The organism is Aeromonas sp. R5-4 (assembly GCF_040908215.1).
Lineage (GTDB): Bacteria > Pseudomonadota > Gammaproteobacteria > Enterobacterales > Aeromonadaceae > Aeromonas > Aeromonas veronii.
On sequence record NZ_JBFODG010000012.1, the window covers coordinates 47,083 to 65,885 of the forward strand.

General features: G+C 59.5%; 18 protein-coding genes. 10 read left to right on the forward strand and 8 right to left on the reverse strand.

Annotated elements, in window-relative coordinates:
• Positions 1-70 precede the first annotated feature (70 nt).
• Entirely contained in the window at positions 71-511 is a 441-nt protein-coding gene (locus tag AB5Y83_RS04180; protein WP_368174751.1) for an Hsp20 family protein, read from the reverse strand.
• A 92-nt stretch (positions 512-603) separates the two neighbouring features.
• Positions 604-1,017 (reverse strand): Hsp20 family protein, encoded by a 414-nt coding sequence (locus AB5Y83_RS04185; RefSeq protein ID WP_368174752.1) that lies wholly within the window; start codon positions 1,015-1,017, stop codon positions 604-606.
• Between the two features lie 268 nt (positions 1,018-1,285).
• Between AB5Y83_RS04185 and AB5Y83_RS04190 the strand changes: the two genes are divergently transcribed.
• Positions 1,286-2,056 carry an MBL fold metallo-hydrolase gene (locus AB5Y83_RS04190; protein ID WP_368174753.1) on the forward strand — a complete coding sequence of 257 codons (771 nt, stop codon included), beginning with the start codon at positions 1,286-1,288 and terminating at the stop codon, positions 2,054-2,056.
• Between the two features lie 95 nt (positions 2,057-2,151).
• The gene (locus AB5Y83_RS04195) at positions 2,152-3,114 is read left to right on the forward strand and encodes a helix-turn-helix domain-containing protein (RefSeq protein ID WP_368174754.1); all 963 of its coding nucleotides are present in this window, start codon (positions 2,152-2,154) and stop codon (positions 3,112-3,114) included.
• 100 nt (positions 3,115-3,214) lie between these two features.
• Here AB5Y83_RS04195 and gyrB read toward each other — a convergent pair whose 3' ends face one another.
• The 4 genes from gyrB to dnaA form a co-directional block, all read right to left on the reverse strand.
• The gene (gene gyrB / locus AB5Y83_RS04200; protein ID WP_005357188.1) at positions 3,215-5,626 is read right to left on the reverse strand and encodes a DNA topoisomerase (ATP-hydrolyzing) subunit B; all 2,412 of its coding nucleotides are present in this window, start codon (positions 5,624-5,626) and stop codon (positions 3,215-3,217) included.
• On the reverse strand, positions 5,623-6,726 hold the full coding sequence (gene recF / locus AB5Y83_RS04205; protein ID WP_120415973.1) for a DNA replication/repair protein RecF: 1,104 nt from the start codon (positions 6,724-6,726) through the stop codon (positions 5,623-5,625). The genes gyrB and recF overlap by 4 nt, the downstream gene beginning before the upstream one ends.
• 2 nt (positions 6,727-6,728) lie before the next feature.
• Positions 6,729-7,832, reverse strand: coding sequence for a DNA polymerase III subunit beta (gene dnaN, locus AB5Y83_RS04210; RefSeq protein ID WP_005339306.1), 1,104 nt, complete (start codon positions 7,830-7,832; stop codon positions 6,729-6,731).
• Between the two features lie 83 nt (positions 7,833-7,915).
• Positions 7,916-9,286, reverse strand: a complete 1,371-nt coding sequence (gene dnaA, locus AB5Y83_RS04215; RefSeq protein ID WP_005339307.1) for a chromosomal replication initiator protein DnaA — start codon at positions 9,284-9,286, stop codon at positions 7,916-7,918.
• A gap of 311 nt (positions 9,287-9,597) precedes the next feature.
• Between dnaA and AB5Y83_RS04220 the strand changes: the two genes are divergently transcribed.
• From AB5Y83_RS04220 to mnmE, 8 genes are all read left to right on the forward strand, one after another.
• Complete coding sequence (locus tag AB5Y83_RS04220; protein ID WP_019445519.1) at positions 9,598-10,356, forward strand: amino acid ABC transporter substrate-binding protein; 759 nt, start codon at positions 9,598-9,600, stop codon at positions 10,354-10,356.
• Entirely contained in the window at positions 10,357-11,025 is a 669-nt protein-coding gene (locus AB5Y83_RS04225) for an amino acid ABC transporter permease (protein WP_019445518.1), read from the forward strand.
• Positions 11,026-11,037: 12 nt separating this feature from the next.
• Complete coding sequence (locus AB5Y83_RS04230) at positions 11,038-11,772, forward strand: amino acid ABC transporter ATP-binding protein (RefSeq protein WP_005339311.1); 735 nt, start codon at positions 11,038-11,040, stop codon at positions 11,770-11,772.
• A gap of 270 nt (positions 11,773-12,042) precedes the next feature.
• A complete protein-coding gene (gene rpmH, locus AB5Y83_RS04235) occupies positions 12,043-12,177 on the forward strand; it encodes a 50S ribosomal protein L34 (protein ID WP_005307156.1) in 135 nt (44 codons plus the stop codon).
• Positions 12,177-12,536 (forward strand): ribonuclease P protein component, encoded by a 360-nt coding sequence (rnpA, locus tag AB5Y83_RS04240; protein ID WP_005342318.1) that lies wholly within the window; start codon positions 12,177-12,179, stop codon positions 12,534-12,536. The genes rpmH and rnpA overlap by 1 nt, the downstream gene beginning before the upstream one ends.
• The gene (gene yidD, locus AB5Y83_RS04245) at positions 12,503-12,751 is read left to right on the forward strand and encodes a membrane protein insertion efficiency factor YidD (RefSeq protein WP_075116235.1); all 249 of its coding nucleotides are present in this window, start codon (positions 12,503-12,505) and stop codon (positions 12,749-12,751) included. The genes rnpA and yidD overlap by 34 nt, the downstream gene beginning before the upstream one ends.
• A 5-nt stretch (positions 12,752-12,756) precedes the next feature.
• Positions 12,757-14,403 (forward strand): membrane protein insertase YidC, encoded by a 1,647-nt coding sequence (gene yidC / locus AB5Y83_RS04250; RefSeq protein ID WP_088868083.1) that lies wholly within the window; start codon positions 12,757-12,759, stop codon positions 14,401-14,403.
• Positions 14,404-14,502: 99 nt separating this feature from the next.
• Positions 14,503-15,864, forward strand: coding sequence for a tRNA uridine-5-carboxymethylaminomethyl(34) synthesis GTPase MnmE (gene mnmE / locus AB5Y83_RS04255; RefSeq protein WP_019445516.1), 1,362 nt, complete (start codon positions 14,503-14,505; stop codon positions 15,862-15,864).
• A gap of 73 nt (positions 15,865-15,937) precedes the next feature.
• On the opposite strand, the gene fhuB is transcribed toward mnmE, so the two are convergent.
• Together fhuB and AB5Y83_RS04265 are read right to left on the reverse strand one after the other, a co-directional pair.
• Positions 15,938-17,920: a Fe(3+)-hydroxamate ABC transporter permease FhuB gene (gene fhuB, locus AB5Y83_RS04260; protein WP_368174755.1), complete on the reverse strand. Its 1,983-nt coding sequence runs from the start codon at positions 17,918-17,920 to the stop codon at positions 15,938-15,940.
• Positions 17,917-18,801: an ABC transporter substrate-binding protein gene (locus AB5Y83_RS04265; protein WP_368174763.1), complete on the reverse strand. Its 885-nt coding sequence runs from the start codon at positions 18,799-18,801 to the stop codon at positions 17,917-17,919. Before AB5Y83_RS04265 ends, fhuB begins: the two co-directional genes overlap by 4 nt.
• Positions 18,802-18,803: the final 2 nt, after the last annotated feature.

The following is an 18,803-nucleotide window of genomic DNA, read 5'->3' on the forward strand; positions in this document are numbered from 1 at the left end:
CAATCCGGCGATACAAAAACAGAAAGGCCTGCATCTGCAGGCCTTTGTTGTTTATCGCGATCCGGTTTGCTTAGCCGGGCAGCGCCAGCTGCTCAGGTTTACCAATGGGGATGGCGCGGGGCTTGAGCGCCTCCGGCAGTTCGCGAGCCAGATCGATGGTCAACAGACCATGCTCCAGTTTGGCGCCCTGCACTTCCACGTGCTGGCTCAGCTTGAAGGCGAGCTCGAAGTCACGCTCGGCAATCCCCTGATGGAGGAACTGACGCTCACCGGCCGCAGCCCCTTTGCGCCCCTTCACCTTGAGAGTGCCGTTTTCAGTCTCCAGCGCCAGCTCTTCGCGCTCGAAGCCAGCCACGGCGACCGTGATGCGATAGCCATCCTGATCGCGCTTTTCAATATTGTACGGGGGGTAAGCGGCGGTCTTCTGCTCGAACAGACCTTCCAGCTCACGGGCCATCCGCTCGAAGCCGACAGCATTGGAATAGAGATGAGAAAAATCGAGGTTACGCATAATCCTATCCTTCTAATAAGCAACAGGTTCAACTCTCCACAGGCCCGTCATCGGCACCCGGGAAATTTTAAAATTTCAGTAAATTCAGGCTATCAGCCGTTGATCTCTATCTTGCGCGGCTTCATCGCCTCGGGCACTTCACGCACCAGCTCGATGTGCAGCAAGCCGTTTTTCAGGTCGGCCCCTTTCACCCGCACATAGTCGGCCAGCTGGAAGCGGCGCTCGAAACCACGTTCGGCAATCCCCTGATACAGATAGTTGCGCCCGGTGTCGGCCTGCTTGTTGCCCTTCACCGTCAGCAGATTTTCCTGGAAGCTCAGCTCCAGCTCTTCCTGGGTAAAGCCCGCCACCGCCATGCTGATGCGGTAGTCGCTGTCACCCAGCTGCTCGATGTTGTAGGGGGGATAACCGGCATTGCCATTGCTGGCCGCAGATTCGATAAGATTGGCCAGACGCTCGAAACCGATGGCAGAACGATAGAGCGGAGAAAAGTCGATAGAACGCATAGTATTACCCTCTTGTGAGCGATAACGGATTGTTTGCCCTCCTTATGGACGGGCGCCTGGTCGAAACCTCTGTCGAGCGTTCCGGCCTTGTTACCTATATAAGGGCTCACTTTTTCCTTTCAAGGGGATTTTTTCAAATTTTTAAATGGCCACACTGATCACCCTGTTGGCCCAATAGTGATGATAATCGACCCGTGGGCCACTGATGGCAACTCGCTCCACACCCCATAATTGGTTGCATATCCACCAGCCAATATGGAGCCATCCCATGAAGATTACCCAGGTTCGCAACGCCACCCTGCTGCTCGACTATGCCGGCACCCGCTTTCTGATAGATCCCATGCTCTCGGCCAAGGGAGCCTTCCCCGGCTTTGAGGGCACCGCCAACAGCCAGCTGCGCAATCCGCTGGTCGAGCTGCCGCTATCGATCGATGAGCTGGTCGATGTGGATGCCGTTATCGTCACCCACGATCATCCTGACCACTGGGATGACGCCGCCAGAGCCCTGATCCCCAAGCATCTGCCGCTCTTGGTACAACACCAGAAGGATGCCGATGCCATTCGTGCCAGTGGTTTTGAGGATGTGCGCCTGCTGAGCGAACAGCCCGAGTTTGCCGGTATTCGCCTGCAGCAGACCGGTGGCCAGCATGGCAACGATCAGCTGATGGCGGTACTTGGCGAGCGCATGGGAGAGGTGTGCGGCGTGGTCTTCTCCCACCCCGATGAACAGAACCTCTATCTGGCCGGTGATACCATCTGGCATCCCTCGGTCGCGCAAGCCCTGCAACAGCATCAGCCCGAGGTCATCATCCTCAACTGTGGTGATGCGCAGGTGCCCGTGCTCGGTTCCATCATCATGGGCAAGGAGGATGTCGCCGCCGTATATCAGGCCGCACCGCAAGCCACGCTGATCGCCAGCCACATGGAGGCGGTCAACCACGCCCTGCTGTCACGCCAGGAGCTGCGCGACTATCTGGCGGAACGGGGCATGACGGATCGGGTGCGGATACCAGCGGATGGCGAGGCTCTCTCGCTGTAACTGACCGGGCCATGCCGAACAGCTCGCATGGCCCTTCGGCTTTCACTGCCGAACGCTTATGATGAGAGTCCTGCGCGCAGAGAGGAGCCAACATAATGCCCACCCCGACTGTTGCCGTGGTGACCTTCGATCACTTCAGCCCTTTTCACTGCGCCGTCCCCTGCCTCATCTTTGGCGATATCCTGCCGGGCCAGCCGCTGTTCGAGCTCAAGATCTGCTGCGGTGATGGCAACCGTCACTCACACTCGGCGCAAGGCTTCACCATTCAGACTCCCCATGGGCTGGAGGTGCTGGCCGAGGTGGAGATCATCGTGATCCCCTTCTGGCACGACCCGGCAGCACGGCCACCGGCGGCGCTGCTCGATGCCCTGATCGCCGCCAGAGCCAGAGGTGCCAGGCTGGTCGGGCTCTGTCTCGGCACCTATGTGCTCGCCTACGCCGGGCTGCTCAATGGTCGCAAGGCGTCGACCCACTGGGAGTACGAACAGGATTTCTGCCGCCGCTTTCCCTGCGTGCAGCTCGATACCAACGCCCTTTATGTGGATGATGATGGGCTGGTCACCTCGGCAGGCACCGCCGCCGGGCTGGACTGCTGCCTCTATCTGGTACGCCACTACCATGGCTCGGCTATCGCCAACAAGGTGGCACGGCGGCTGGTGATCCCGCCCCACCGCGAAGGGGGTCAGGCCCAGTTTATCGAGCAGCCGGTGCCCACCTCCACCCGCGATGTCCGGATGAACCAGTTGCTCGATCACCTGCGTGCCCATCTGGCCGAGCCTCACACCCTGGATTCTCTGGCAGCCCATACCCTGATGAGTCGGCGCACCTTTACCCGCCGTTTTCATCAGGCTACCGGCCTCTCGGTAGGTGAATGGCTGCTGGCGGAACGGCTCAGACGCAGTCAGGAGCTGCTGGAGGTAAGTGGTCATTCCATCGACCGCATCGCCGAGCTGGTCGGCTTCAAGAGTGCCACCTCCCTGCGCAATCACTTCCGTGCCCGCTTTGCCATCTCCCCCAGCGAGTGGCGACGCTCTTTTCGCGGTAGTCGGGCAACATAATCAGGCTCCACGTTTCACGTGGAACATGCTTTCAATTCCCCCAAAAACAAAAAAGCCGCTCACAAGGAGCGGCTTTTTACTATCTGTCTGACTGCGTCGATTAGACGTCGAGGTTGGCTACGCGCAGGGCGTTGGTCTCGATAAAGTCACGACGGGGCTCAACGGCATCACCCATCAGGGTGGAGAAGAGCTGGTCGGCACCGACGGCGTCGTCGATGGTGACGCGCAGCATGCGGCGGGCTTCCGGATCCATGGTGGTTTCCCACAACTGGTCCGGGTTCATCTCACCCAGCCCTTTATAGCGCTGGATGTAGATGCCGCGTTTGCCTTCGCCCATCAGCCACTCAACGGCTTCTACGAAGTTGGCAACCGGCTTGACCTTCTCGCCACGCTTGATGAAACCACCTTCCTCGATCAGGTTGGCGATCTCCTTGCCCAGCGAAACCAGCTGACGGTACTCACCAGATTGCAGGAAGTCGTAGCTGAGCGGATATTCGCGGTCGACACCGTGCTGACGTACCACGGCGTGCGGCACGTACAGGCTGCGCTCTTCGTCACGACGAACCTGGATCTGGTACTGGATACCGTGGTTGCTCTCGTTGAGCACGGCTTCCATACCCTGACACCAGGCCAGCAGATCGCTCTCGCTGTTCAGCAGCGCTTCGTTCAACTCCGGCTGATAGATCAACTGGGTCAGTACCGCTTCCGGCGCACGGCGGGACATGCGGGTGATCAGGTGAGTCACCGAGCGGTGCTGGTTGACCAGACGCTCCAGTGCCTCGCCACCGATGGCCGGGGCAGACTCGTTAACGTGCAGGGTAGCACCATCCAGCGCCATGGCGGTCTGGTACTGCAGCAGCGCGTCTTCGTCTTTCAAATACTGCTCCTGCTTGCCCTTCTTCACCTTGTAGAGCGGCGGCTGGGCGATGTAGACGTAGCCACGTTCGATGATTTCCGGCATCTGACGATAGAAGAAGGTCAGCAGCAGAGTTCGGATGTGCGCACCATCGACGTCCGCATCGGTCATGATGATGATGTTGTGATAACGCAGCTTGTCCGGGTTGTACTCGTCGCGACCGATACCGCAACCCAGTGCGGTGATCAGGGTGCCCACCTCTTGCGAGGAGATCATCTTGTCGAAACGGGCCTTCTCTACGTTCAAGATCTTGCCCTTGAGCGGCAGGATGGCCTGGTTCTTCCGGTTGCGACCCTGCTTGGCGGAACCGCCAGCAGAGTCCCCTTCCACTATGTAGAGTTCGGAAAGAGCCGGGTCTTTTTCCTGACAGTCAGCCAGCTTGCCGGGCAGACCGGCGATATCCAGCGCGCCTTTGCGGCGGGTCAGTTCGCGGGCTTTGCGGGCCGCTTCACGGGCACGGGCCGCATCGATGATCTTGTTGACCACGATCTTGGCATCGCCCGGGTTTTCCAGCAGGAAGTCGGCCAGCTTCTCACCCATCGCCTGTTCAACGGCGGTCTTCACTTCGGAAGAGACCAGCTTGTCCTTGGTCTGGGAGGAGAACTTGGGATCCGGCACCTTCACGGAGATAACGGCAATCAGACCTTCACGCACGTCGTCGCCACTGGCGGCAGACTTGGCCTTCTTGCTGTAGTCCTCTTTGTCCATATAGGAGTTCAGAGTACGGGTCAGCGCGGTACGGAAACCAACGAGGTGAGTACCACCATCCCGCTGCGGGATGTTGTTGGTGAAGCAGTAGACCCCTTCCTGATAGGCGTCGTTCCACTGCATCGCCACTTCCACGCCGATACCATCCTGCTCGGTGGTGAAATGGAACACCTTCGGGTGGATCGGGGTCTTGTTCTGGTTCAGGTATTCAACGAATGCCTTGATGCCACCCTCGTAGCAGAAATGCGCCTCGCGGCCATCACGCTCGTCTTGCAGACGGATGGAGACACCGGAGTTGAGGAAGGAGAGCTCGCGCAGGCGCTTGGCCAGGATCTCGTAATGGAACAGGGTATCGCTGAAAATGGCCGGACTCGGCCAGAAGCGAACTTCGGTACCGGTGCCGGTGCTGTCGCCAATCTGCTTGAGCGGCGCTTGCGGCTCACCCAGATGATAGGTCTGCTCGTAGACGTGGCCGTTACGACGAATAGTCAGCAACAGCTTGTCAGAGAGGGCGTTAACTACCGAGACACCCACGCCATGCAGGCCGCCGGATACCTTGTAGGAGTTGTCATCAAACTTACCGCCAGCGTGCAGCACGGTCATGATGACCTCTGCGGCGGAGCGGCCCTCCTCCTCGTGCATGTCTACCGGGATACCCCGGCCATTGTCACGCACAGAGACAGAACCGTCGGAATGGATCTTGACCAGAATATCGGAGCAGTAGCCAGCGAGCGCCTCGTCAATGGAGTTATCAACGACCTCGAACACCATGTGGTGCAGACCCGAGCCATCATCCGTATCGCCGATATACATCCCCGGGCGCTTGCGGACCGCATCCAGGCCCTTCAGCACCTTGATATTCGAGGAGTCGTAAGTATTTTCACTCATAGCTTACTCTCTGCCTTCTCTAACGTTTCGGAGATTTTACCCTGTTCCACGTGGAACAACTTGCAGTCATTCGCATCCATCATGTCTGCGAGCTGACCGGTGTCGATGGCGGTGATAAACACCTGGGACGCACACTGCTTCAGCCTTGCGGCCAGCAAGCGGCGCTTGTCGACATCCAGTTCAGAGGCAAAATCGTCAATTAAAAAAATACAGCCACGGCTGCTATGTTGATTCAAATAGAGCCCTTGGGCCAGTCGCATGGCGCAGACCAGTAACTTCAGCTGACCCCGGGACAAAATATCCTGAGCGGGCACCCCGTTCGCCTTGAGGCGCACATCGGCTTTTTGTGGACCGACACCGGTATAGCCCAGCGCCCGATCCCGCTCAAACCCCGCCTCCAGCAGATCGCCGAGGGGAGTATCTTTCTCCCAGCCCCGGTAAAAGCCGAGACTGATATCGAACTCCGGCAGAAAATCCGCCGTCATCTCCTTGATCAGGGGCGTAATGGCCTGACAATAACTGGCGCGAAACTCGGCCAGCTCACCCCCCAGCCGCACCAACTCCTGATCCCAGAACGCCAGCTGGCGATATTGGGTGCTCTGGCGCAACAGCGCATTGCGCTGTTTCAGCAGCCGCCGCACTCGTCCCCACAGGGCAAAGAAGGTCGGCTCCTGATGGAAGACACCCCAATCGAGCCAGGCGCGGCGAGCCTGAGGCCCGCCCGTCAGCAAGTTGAAACCATCGGGATGGATCAACTGCACCGGCAACAGCTCCGCCAAATCAGCAAGCCGCTGGGCCTGCGCCCCGGCAATCTTGAGCTGGGTCTCGCCACCCTTGTCTTTGGCAAGACCGATCGGTACCTGACGCCCCTCCAGCTCGCACTGGGCAAACAGGGTAAAGGCCCTCTCCCCCTGGCGGATGACCCGCCCGGTCAAATGAGTGCGAAAGGAGCGCCCCAGACCAAGGTAGTGAATGGCTTCCAGCACGCTGGTCTTGCCGCTGCCATTGCACCCGACCAAAATGTTGAGGCCGGGCGACAGCTTGAGACTGGCTTGCTGGATATTGCGAAAGTCGCTGAGCTGGAGTTTGACCAGGGACACGACTAGATCCGCATCGGCATCACCACGTACTGAGCATCCTGATGTTCAAAATCCTCAATAATGGCACTGCTGATGGAATCGCTCAGGCTAATCCGAATTTGGTCACATTTTAACGTATTCAGCACGTCGAGCACATAAGAGACGTTAAAGCCGATCTCCATCTCGCCAGCGGCATATTGTACGTCAAGCAGCTCTTCGGCTTCTTCCTGTTCCGGGTTGTTGGCGGTGATGCGCAGCAGGTTTTCCTGCAGATTGAGACGCACCCCACGGAATTTCTCGTTGGAGAGGATGGCGGCGCGGGCAAACGCCTGACGCAGATCCTCACGGCCGGCGATCAGCGCCTTGTCGCTGTTGCGCGGAATGACACGGCGCCAATCCGGGAAGCGGCCATCCACCAGCTTGGAGGTGAAGATGAAGCCGTCGAGGGCAGCACGCAGGTTGCTGCGGCCGATCTGCAGCCGCACCGGCTTGTCTTCTGCTTCCAGCAGACGCACCAGCTCCAGTACCCCTTTGCGCGGCAGGATAACCTGATGATCGGGCAGCGATTCCCCGACTACCTCGCGGCGGCAGGTAGCAAGACGGTGACCGTCGGTCGCCACGGTACGCAGACCGTGACCTTCACTCTCGAACAGCATGCCGTTCAGGTAGTAACGCACATCCTGGCTGGCCATGGAGAACTGGGTCGCATCGATCAGCTTCTTCAGCTCCAGCTGGCTGATATCGAACTCGAGCACGGATTCCCAATCTTCGATGTTCGGATACTCGGTCGCCGGCAGGGTCGAGAGGTTGAAGCGGGAGCGACCGGACCGGATGATCAGGCGCTCCCCTTCGGTATTGAGACGGATCTCGGCGCCTTCCGGCAGACCACGGCAGATATCCAGCAGCTTGCGCGCCGGTACTGTGGTGCGGCCATCTTCGCTGGCCCCGTTCAGATAGACCTGACCGATCATCTCTACTTCGAGATCGGTACCGGTCAGTGACAACAGACCGTTGCTGACATCAAGCAGCACGTTGCCGAGGATCGGCAGGGTCGGTCGGCCACCGAGGGCGCCGGACACCAGTTGCAGAGGACGTAACAGGGCCTCACGGCTAATTTCGAGCTGCATCTGTGCTCTCCGTTGTGATTAGGAGGAAAAGATTCGGATCAGGTTGGAATATTCGCGCTGCATCTGTCCACTCGATTCCGTTATCAGGAAGAAAGGGTACGGATCAGGTTGGAATAGTCCTCCTTGATGTCGTGACTCTCCTCCTTCAGCTGCTCGATCTTGCGGCAGGCATGAAGAACGGTAGTGTGGTCACGGCCACCAAAGGCATCACCTATCTCCGGCAAACTGTGGTTGGTCAACTCCTTGGCCAGTGCCATCGCCAGTTGGCGCGGACGGGCAACGGAGCGGGAACGACGCTTGGAGAGCAGATCCGCCAGCTTGATCTTGTAGTACTCCGCCACCGTCTTCTGGATATTGTCGATGGTGACCAGCTTCTCCTGCAGTGCCAACAGGTCGCGCAGCGCTTCGCGCACGAAATCGATGTTGATGGCACGGCCGGTGAAGTTGGCGTTGGCGATCACCCGGTTGAGGGCGCCTTCCAGTTCACGGACGTTGGATCGCAGACGTTTGGCAATGAAGAAGGCCACTTCGTCCGGCAGATGGATCTGGTTCTCGTCTGCCTTGCGCATCAGGATCGCGACGCGGGTCTCCAGCTCCGGCGGTTCGATCGCCACGGTCAGGCCCCAGCCGAAGCGGGACTTGAGGCGATCCTCGACACCGTTGATCTCCTTCGGATAGCGATCCGAGGTCAGGATGATCTGCTGGTTACCTTCCAGCAAGGCATTGAAGGTATGGAAGAACTCCTCCTGGGAGCGCTCCTTGTTGGCGAAAAACTGGATGTCATCGATGAGCAGGGCATCGACGCTGCGGTAGTAACGCTTGAACTCTTCAATGGCGTTATTTTGCAGCGCTTTCACCATGTCCTGAACAAACCGCTCGGAGTGCATATAGATGACTTTCGCATCTTTTTTACTCTCCTTGATGGCATTGCCAACGGCGTGCAGCAGGTGGGTTTTACCCAAGCCGGTGCCGCCATAGAGGAACAGCGGGTTGTAAGCACCACCCGGATTGTCCGCTACCTGACGGGCAGCCGCACGCGCCAACTGGTTGGACTTACCCTCGACGAAATTCTCGAAGGTATAGTTCACGTTGGTGTTGCTCTTGTGGTTCGGCTCGGGCTTGGCTTCAGCCTTGCTTTCCCAGCTCTTCTGCAAGTTATTCACAGGCGCGGCACCCTGTACCGGCGCTCTGGCGACAGCAACAGGATGGGGACGATTGCCTATATCAAAACGCAGGGCGGGGCCGTCGACCCCGCAGAGTTCGTTGATGATGCCGTTAACCCGGATGAGATACTTGTCTCGTACCCAGTCCAGAACAAAGCGATTCGGTGCATACAGGGTCAGAGTATTGTCACTCAACTCCGCTTGAAGCGGCCGGATCCACATGCTGAATTCTGCCGAGGGCAACTCATCTTGCAGCCGGTTAAGGCACTGCTGCCATAGCGAAGCAGTCACTCTAAACTCCTGTCGATTGATTAACTAAAGACCGGCTATTCTACGTTTTTAGCCGCCGGATCTCCAGCCATCGCCCGGTGGATCCAGCAAATAAGATCCTTGACTTTCAAGGATCCAGCGCCTTTGGATCGGATTTCATCCCCAAAGTTACCCACAGCTTGATCCACCGTCCGGATTGGTCGATCCCGTGCTTCTCTCCTGTTATTTCATATAACCAAATGTCATTTATTTTTTAAATTTTATTCCAATAACATCAGGGCCAAACCAGTTATTACAACTACAAATACAAGACATTGAGAGAGAGAAACACCATGAAAACATCCATCAAACTGATTTCCGGCGCAGCCATCCTGCTCGCCACCCTGTCCGGTCAGGCCATCGCCCAGGAGACCATCAAGGTCGGCATGTCTGGCAAATATTTCCCGTTCACCTTCGTCAAGCAGGACAAGCTACAAGGCTTTGAAGTGGATATGTGGAACCAGATCGGCGAGCGTACCGGCTACAAGGTCGAATTCGTGACCGCCAGCTTCTCCGGCCTGTTCGGCATGCTGGAAACCGGCCGCATCGATACCATCTCCAACCAGATCACCATCACCGACGAGCGCAAGGCGAAGTACGACTTCTCCCAGCCCTACGTCTATGATGGCGCCCAGATTGTGGTCCGCAAGGGCAACAGCACCATCCACGGTATCAAGGATCTAGAAGGCAAGAGCGTTGCCGTGAACCTGGGTTCCAACTTTGAAGAGCTGCTGCGCAAGAATGACCCGAACAAGAAGATCGATATCCGCACCTATGACTCCGCCTTCGAGCAGGATGTCGCCCTGGGTCGCATCGATGCCTTCGTGATGGACCGCGTCTCCACCGCCCAGCTGATCAAAGAGTCCAAGCTGCCGCTGCAACAGGCTGGCGCACCGTTCGAGACTATCGAGAACGCCCTGCCCTTCCTGAAGACCCCGGAGAAACAGGCGCTGCTGAAGAAGGTCGATGAGGCCCTGACCGCCATGCGCAAGGATGGCTCCCTGCGTCAGATCTCCGAGAAATGGTTCGCTTCCGACATCACCGACAAATAAATGATGGAATTTGACCTCGAATACACGCTGGGGCTGTTTCCCATCCTGCTCAAATATCTGGGCACCACGATGGAAATGGCCCTATGGGGATTCGTGCTGGCACTCGTACTCTCGCTGGCCCTGGCGATAGTACGGGTGTTTCGCGTCCCCGCGATTCACTGGCTGGCGATGCTCTATATCTCATTCTTTCGGGGTACACCGCTACTCGTTCAGCTGTTCCTGCTCTACTACGGACTGCCGCAACTGTTCCCGATCTTCGTGGGAATGGATGCCTTTACCGCCGCCATCGTCGGTCTGACCCTGCACTTCGCCGCCTACATGGCCGAGTCGATCCGCGCAGCCATCCTCGGCATTCACAAAAGCCAGATGGAAGCGGCGCTCAGTATCGGCATGAGCCGTTATCAGGCGATGCAGCGGATCATCCTGCCGCAGGCGGCCCGTATCGCCACCCCGTCGCTGATGAACTACTTCATCGACATGATCAAGAGCACCTCGCTGGCCTTCACCCTGGGAGTGGCCGAGATAATGGGCAAGGCGCAAATGGAAGCCTCCTCCTCCTTCAAATTCTTCGAGAGCTTTATGGCGGTGGCGCTGATCTACTGGGTGGTGGTGATCTTCTTTACCCGCTTGCAGCATCTGCTGGAAGTCCGTCTCAACCGTGCCTATTAAAGGAGGGCTCTCATGATCAAGCTAACCGGCCTCTCCAAGGCATATCACGGCAATCAGGTGCTCAACGGCATCGATCTGGAGGTCAAAAAGGGGGAAATTGTCGTCATCATCGGCCCCTCAGGCACCGGCAAGTCAACCCTGTTGCGCTGCCTGAACCTGCTGGAGACCCCGGATGCGGGCACCCTTGCCATCGACGATCTCGAGCTCAATCTGGCCAAGGCCAGCGAACAGCAGGCGATCGAGCTGCGCAAGCGGGCCTCCTTCGTGTTCCAGAACTACGCCCTTTTTGCCAACAAAACGGCGCTCGACAACATCGCCGAAGGGCTGATCACCGTCTGGAAGCAGCCAAAAGCGGAGGCCCGCGCCACAGCGCTCGGCATCCTCAAGGACATTGGCCTCGCCGACAAGCAGGATGCCTATCCGGCCTCTCTCTCCGGCGGCCAGCAGCAACGGGTCGGCATTGGCCGCGCCATGGCGGCCCACTCCAAGGTGATCCTTTTTGACGAGCCCACCTCGGCCCTCGATCCCGAGTGGGTCGACGAGGTTTTGGGACTAATGAAAGAGTTGGCCCGCCAGCACCAGACCATGGTGGTGGTGACTCATGAGATTGAATTTGCTCGTGATGTTGCCGATCGGGTGATCTTTATGGAAGGAGGGCGGATCGTCGAGCAAGGCCCGCCGGATCAGATATTGGTCGATCCCAAGGATCCCCGTACCCGGGAGTTCTTGCGGAAAGTCCTTAAATAGCTCTCTCTTTGGCGGCCTGACCGCCTTTTTTATTGAGGGATCCCTTGTTTAACCCCGGGTTGCCAGTATAATCCGGAGCCCTTGATCCTCTGGATCCTCACGCTCGGCAGTGGCCTTTTCAAGACCACGGCAGGATGAGAGGGAACGGCGGATTGACTAAAAGCCGAACTCTGTTTAGAATTCGGCCTCTTTTGCTAGTCGTCACACGCTATAGCTGGCGCGTCGGCTAAGTGTGACAATCAAAACTGTACAGAAATACGGAATCGAATCATGAAACGTACTTTTCAACCGTCCAACCTGAAGCGCAAGCGCTCTCACGGTTTCCGCGCCCGCATGGCAACTGCCAACGGTCGTAAAGTTCTGGCCGCTCGTCGTGCCAAGGGTCGTGCCCGCCTGGTAGTCTAATGCCTACCCAGCACACCTTCTCTCGGGAGTTACGTCTGTTAACTCCCGAACACTTCAAACGCGTTTTCGCCGAGCCTGTCCGGGCCGCCTCTCCGCAGATTACCCTTCTCGCTTCTCCCAATTCGCTCGAACACCCTCGTCTTGGTCTCGCTGTGCCCAAAAAAGCACTCAAGCGTGCCGTCTGGCGTAACCGTGTCAAACGGGTGGTTCGGGAAAGTTTCCGCCTCAAACAACATCAGCTGCCCGCTATCGACATCGTGGTGATCGCCAAGGCCGGTGTGAAAGAGATGGATAACGAGGAACTGTTCAAGTTACTGGAAAAGCTATGGCGCACCCTGTCACGCCGTTGCAATGGGTAGCTATCAAACTGATACGCCTGTATCAGCTAATCATTAGCCCTCTGCTCGGGCCGCGCTGCCGTTTTACTCCAACTTGTTCCCAATTTGCGATAGAAGCCATCCGACTTCACGGTTTCATAAAAGGCGTTTGGTTAGCCAGCAAACGTCTATTAAAATGCCATCCCTTATCCGAGGGTGGTTATGACCCGGTTCCGCAACCAAAGCGAAGAAACTGAAAACTATGGAATCACAACGCAATCTACTCCTGATCGGTTTGCTGTTCGTGAGCTTTCTGCTCTGGCAACAGTGGGAGTCCGACAAGGCTCCGAAGCCGGCCCCGACTACCGTGGCCCAAACCGAACATTTCGTACCTGAAGCCGGTCAGACCGGTGATATTCCTCAGGTTTCCGAGCAAGCCAACGCGACTGCCGCACGCAAGCTGATCACCGTCTCCTCTGACGTGCTCAAGCTGACCCTGGACACCCAGGGTGGTGACATCGTCTCTGCCGAACTGCTGTCTCACAAACTGGAAGAGGGCAAGGACCAACCGTTCGTGCTGCTGACCAGCAAGCCTGAGCACCTCTATATCGCCCAGAGCGGTCTGGTGGGTCGCAACGGTCCGGACAGTCAGGCCGAAGGTCGTCCTACCTATGAAGCCGCCCAGACCAGCTATCAGCTGGCCGATGGTCAGGATCAAGTCGTCGTTCCGATGACCTGGACCGACAGCAAGGGCGTGGTCTTCACCAAGGAGTTCATCCTCAAGCGTGGCGACTATGCCGTTGGCGTTGATTACAAGATCGACAACAAATCTGCCGAGCCGGTTCAGGTGCAGTTCTATGGTCAGCTGAAGCAGACCGTAGCAACGCCGAAGGATCAGGAAGGTCATGCCATGGTAGCCAGCGCTTACCGTGGTGGTGCCTTCTCCACTGAAGATACCCGCTACAAGAAGTACACCTTCGACGAGATGAAGGATGCCGACCTGAACAAGACCACCAAGGGTGGTTGGGTCGCCATGCTGCAACACTACTTCGTCTCTGCCTGGGCTCCGAATGCCGACGATACCAACAGCTTCTACAGCCGCGTGATCCCGGGTAAAGGCCAGGCCATCATCGGTTACAAGGCGCCGATGGTTGACGTGGCTGCCGGTCAACAGGCCGAAGTGACCAGCAAACTGTGGGTTGGCCCCAAACTGCAAGACCAGATGGCCAAGGTGGCTAACCACCTCGACCTGACCGTCGACTACGGCTGGCTGTGGTTCATCGCCCAACCGCTGCACTGGCTGCTGACCGTGTTCCACGGTTTCGTCCAGAACTGGGGTCTGGCCATCATCATGCTGACCCTGCTGGTGCGCGGCATCATGTTCCCGCTGACCAAGGCCCAGTACACCTCCATGGCCAAGATGCGCATGCTGCAACCCAAGATTGCGGCCCTGCGCGAGCGCTTCGGCGATGACCGCCAGAAGATGTCTCAGGGCATGATGGAGCTGTACAAGAAGGAGAAGGTCAACCCGCTGGGTGGCTGCCTGCCGATCCTGGTTCAGATGCCGATCTTCATCGCCCTCTACTGGGCACTGATGGAGTCTGTTGAACTGCGTCACGCGCCGTTTGCCCTGTGGATCACTGACCTGTCAGTGAAGGACCCCTTCTTCGTGCTGCCAATCCTCATGGGTGCCTCCATGTGGTATCTGCAGAAGATGAGCCCGACCACCGTAACCGACCCGATGCAGCAGAAAGTGATGCAGTTCATGCCGATCATCTTCACTTTCATGTTCCTCTGGTTCCCGGCTGGCCTGACTCTCTACTGGCTGGTGAGCAACGTCATCTCCATCATCCAGCAGACCATCATCTATCGTCAGCTGGAGAAGAAAGGACTGCATTCACGCAGCTAATCTTCCCGTGATGACAAAAGAGGCGGCCTTCGGGCCGCCTTTTTTATTACAATGTCTCCCACTACGTTTTCCTATCAGCGAACAAACGAGCCAAGCAAGATGACAACAGATACGATCGTGGCCCAGGCCACCGCGCCAGGCCGTGGTGGCGTCGGCATAGTCCGGGTCTCCGGCCCCGCCGCCGAACAGGTCGCCGGGATAGTGCTCGGCAAGCTCCCGCGGGTGCGCTACGCCGAATATCTGCCGTTCAAGGATGAGCAAGGCCAGGTACTGGATCAGGGCATCGCCCTGCTGTTCAAAGCCCCCAACAGCTTCACCGGCGAGGATGTGCTGGAGCTGCAGGGCCACGGCGGCCCCGTCATCATGGACATGCTGATCCGCCGCATTCTGAAAATTGATGGCATCCGCCCTGCCCGCCCCGGCGAGTTCAGCGAGCGCGCCTTCATCAACGACAAGCTGGATCTGGCCCAGGCCGAAGCCATCGCCGATCTGATCGAAGCATCCAGCGAGCAGGCCGCCCGCAGCGCCATGCACTCCCTGCAGGGGCAGTTCTCCAGCAAAATTCAGCAACTGGTGGAGAGCCTGATCCGGCTGCGCATCTATGTGGAAGCGGCCATCGACTTCCCGGACGAGGAGATCGACTTCCTCTCCGATGGCAAGGTGGCGGGCGACCTCTACGCCATCATGTCCGAACTGGACGACGTGCGCGGGGAAGCCAAACAGGGCGCCCTGCTGCGGGAAGGGATGAAGGTGGTGATCGCCGGTCGTCCCAACGCCGGCAAATCGAGCCTGCTCAACGCCTTGGCTGGGCGCGAGTCAGCCATCGTCACCGAGATTGCCGGTACCACCCGCGACGTGCTACGCGAACACATCCATCTCGATGGCATGCCGCTGCACATCATCGATACCGCCGGTCTGCGCGACACCCAGGATAAGGTGGAACAGATCGGTATCGAACGCGCCTGGGCCGAGATTGAACAGGCCGATCGGGTGCTGTTTATGGTGGATGGCACCACCACAGACGCGGTCGACCCGCGGGAAATTTGGCCGGAATTTGTTGATCGGTTGCCAAAAAACATCGGCCTCACCGTCATTCGCAACAAGGCCGACCTGACCGGCGAGGATCTGGCACCGAGCCAGGAGCAAGGCCACGCCGTCTACCGCATCTCAGCCAAGACCGAGCTGGGGCTGCCTGCCCTGCGCGAGCACCTGAAAGCCTGCATGGGCTTCCAGGGCAACACCGAAGGGGGCTTTATGGCCCGCCGCCGCCATCTGGATGCGCTGGAGCGTGCCGCCGAGCGCCTGCTGGTGGCCAAGGAGCAGCTGGAAGTGTTCGTGGCCGGCGAGCTGGTGGCTGAAGAGTTGCGCCTGGCGCAGGAGTCCCTCTCCGAGATCACCGGCGAATTCAGCTCAGACGATCTGCTGGGCCGCATCTTCTCCAGCTTCTGCATCGGCAAGTAACTCTCCGCACAGCAGACAACAAAAAGCCCGGGTTCATCCCGGGCTTTTTGTTGTGCGTTTTTTGTCCGAAAACCTAGAGGCGGCGCAGGCACCACATGAAGTAAGCGCCCCCTAACAGGGTGGAGACCAGTCCGACCGGCACCTCCTGCGGGAAGAGGACCTGCTGGCCGACCCAGTCAGCCGACACCATCAACAGGGCACCGGAAGCGGCGGCCCCAAGCAGGTGCCAGCGTGCCCGCACCAACCCCATCAGCTTGGCCATATGTGGCGCCAACAGACCGACGAACGAGAGCGGCCCGACCACCAGGGTGGCACTGGCGGTGAGCACGGCCACCAGCAGCAGGATGGCGAGCTGGGCACGGTTGAGGCGAATGCCCAGCGCGGTCGCCATCGCAGCTCCCATCGGCAGCAGATCGAGCCAGCGGCTCACCAGCAGGCAGGCGACCAGCATCAACAGCGCCAGCCCCACCAGCCCATAGGCCACCGGCAAGGTGACGTAGTAGGTGGAGCCGGACATCCAGGAGAGCAGTTGCTGCACCCGCATGTCGCCGTTGGCCAGCGCGATAGCCTGCAGCGGCTCAAACAGTGCCGTGATGGCGATGCCGGAGAGCAGGATCCGCTCCGGCTGGAAGCCGTGCTTGCGATTGACTACCACCAGCAGCAACAGGCAGCCGAAGGCACCGAGCAAACCACCGGCCAGCATCAGCGGCAGGGGCAACGCGGGCAGCAGCAGCGCTGTGGTAATCACCCCCATAAAGGTGCCGCCGCTCACCCCCAGCAGCTCCGGGCTCGCCATAGGATTGTTGCTGACCCGCTGCAACAGGGTGCCCGCCAGCGCCAGCAGCACACCAGCCGCCCCCGCCGCCAGAGTGCGCGGCAACCGCCACTCCAGTTGGGCCTGCCAGCGGAGCCAGCTTGGCCAGCTCCAGCCCGTCATCCCCTGTCCAACCAGCAGGGAGGCGACCATGGCCAACAGCAGCCCGACCAGCAACAGGCCGACAAGGCGAGCCGGCGCCGGGTGGCGGGCCACCAGCAGGCCGGCGTTTGCCTTCGGCGTACCCGACTTGATGCCAAGGCGCGGGATCAGCCAGAGCAGCAACGGTGCGCCCAGCAGGGCAGTCATGGCGCCGGTGGGGATCAGCACCGGCCAGAAGCGGCTCAGGCTCTGCAGCAGCAAATCGGTCGCCGCCAGCAGCAGGGCGCCGAGGATCGGTGCCCACAACAGCCGCTGGCCAAGCTGGCGGATCCCGAGCAGCCGCACCATGGCTGGCGCCGCCAGCCCGATAAAGCCGATCAGCCCCACCACGCTCACCACGCAAGCGGTGACAAACACCGCCAGCCCCAGTCCGGCAAAACGCAGATGCTGCAGGGAGACCCCCAGACTGCGGGCGCTGGCATCATCCAGCTCCAGCACTGCCAGCGGGCGTACCAGTACCGCGGCCAACGCAGCAGCTGCCAGCAAGCGGGGCAACAGGTAACTCACCCCGCTCCAGCTGTTCTGCACTAGCGAGCCACTGCCCCACACCAGCAAGCCTTTCAGCTCCTCCTGAAAGAACAGCAAGAGCCCCATGCTGATGGCCGCCAGATAGAGGTTGATCACCAGCCCGGCAAAGACGATGACCACCGGATTGAGCTGGCGACGCCAGGCCAGGGCAAACACCAGTGCCATCGCGAGGCTGCCACCGGCCATGGCGATCCACTCCCGCCCCAGCAGCAACCAGGAGGGGGCAAACAGGGTCACCATCATCAACGCCAGTTGGGCACCGGAGGCCACCCCCAAGGTGGTCGGTGACGCGAGCGGGTTGCGCAGCACCTGCTGCATCAGGGTGCCCGCCAGCCCGAGCGCCGCCCCGGCCAGCAGGGTGACAGCCAAGCGGGGCAGCCAGCTGAAATGCACCACTGCTTGGCTAACGTCATTCAGATTGGGGGCGAACAGGCTCTGCCACCAGAGCGCACCGGGCAGCTGGCGAGCCAGCTCCCAATACGCGAGCAAGAGGGTCAATCCCAGCAGGATCGAGACCGGCCGCAGCAGCGGCGATGTGAGCAGTCGCTTCATCGGCTCGCCTCCATACGCTCGGCATCTTGCAACAATGCATCGCTGAGCTGACCGGCGAAACGGCGGGCGGCCAATACGCCACCAAAACTCCAGACCGCAGGCAGATGCAGCACGGGGGCTTGGCGTACCAGCGGCAGATGCTGCCACAGCCCAGGCTCCTGCAGCCGTTCGCTCACCCCGACCGGAATGGGATCGACCACCACCAGCCGCGCGGTTGGCAAGGTCATGAACTGCTCGATGCTAACCACCGAGAAACCCCAGTCATTGGTCTGCTCCTGCCAGCCATTACGCAGCCCGAGCCGCGTCATCACCGCATCGAACAGGCTGTGGCGACCAAACACCCGCACATGGCGCTCATCGATAAACTGCACCACCAGCAGGGGCGGCAGCTCCGCAGGCAATCCGGCCTGCATACTGGCGAGATCCCGATCCAGCCCGGCCAGCAGCCGTTCGCCCTCGGCGGTTTTGCCCACCATACGGGCGAGGGTCAGGGTCACCTCGTGCAGCCGCTGCCACAGATCGGTTTGCCCATCATAGAGGGCGATGGTGCTCACCGGTGCAATGCGGGAAAGAGTTGGCGCCAGCGGGGCCGCCAGCGGCGAGATGAGGATGCGATCGGGTTTGAGCTCCGCCAGCAGCTCACGGTTGGGCTGGGTGCGCAGGCCGATATCCACCACCCCGGCGGGCAGCCGTGGCTCGCCGACCCATGCCTGATAGGGGCCAGCATCCCCCACCGCCAGCGGCGTCACCCCGAGCGCCAGCAGGGTTTCGGCTATGGTCCAGTCGACGGTGGCGATACGGGGTAGCGGCGCAGAAGCGATCGAGGATGTGTCAGCCTGCGCCACAAGTGGTAACAACAGGCTGATAAGGCAGGGAGCCATCT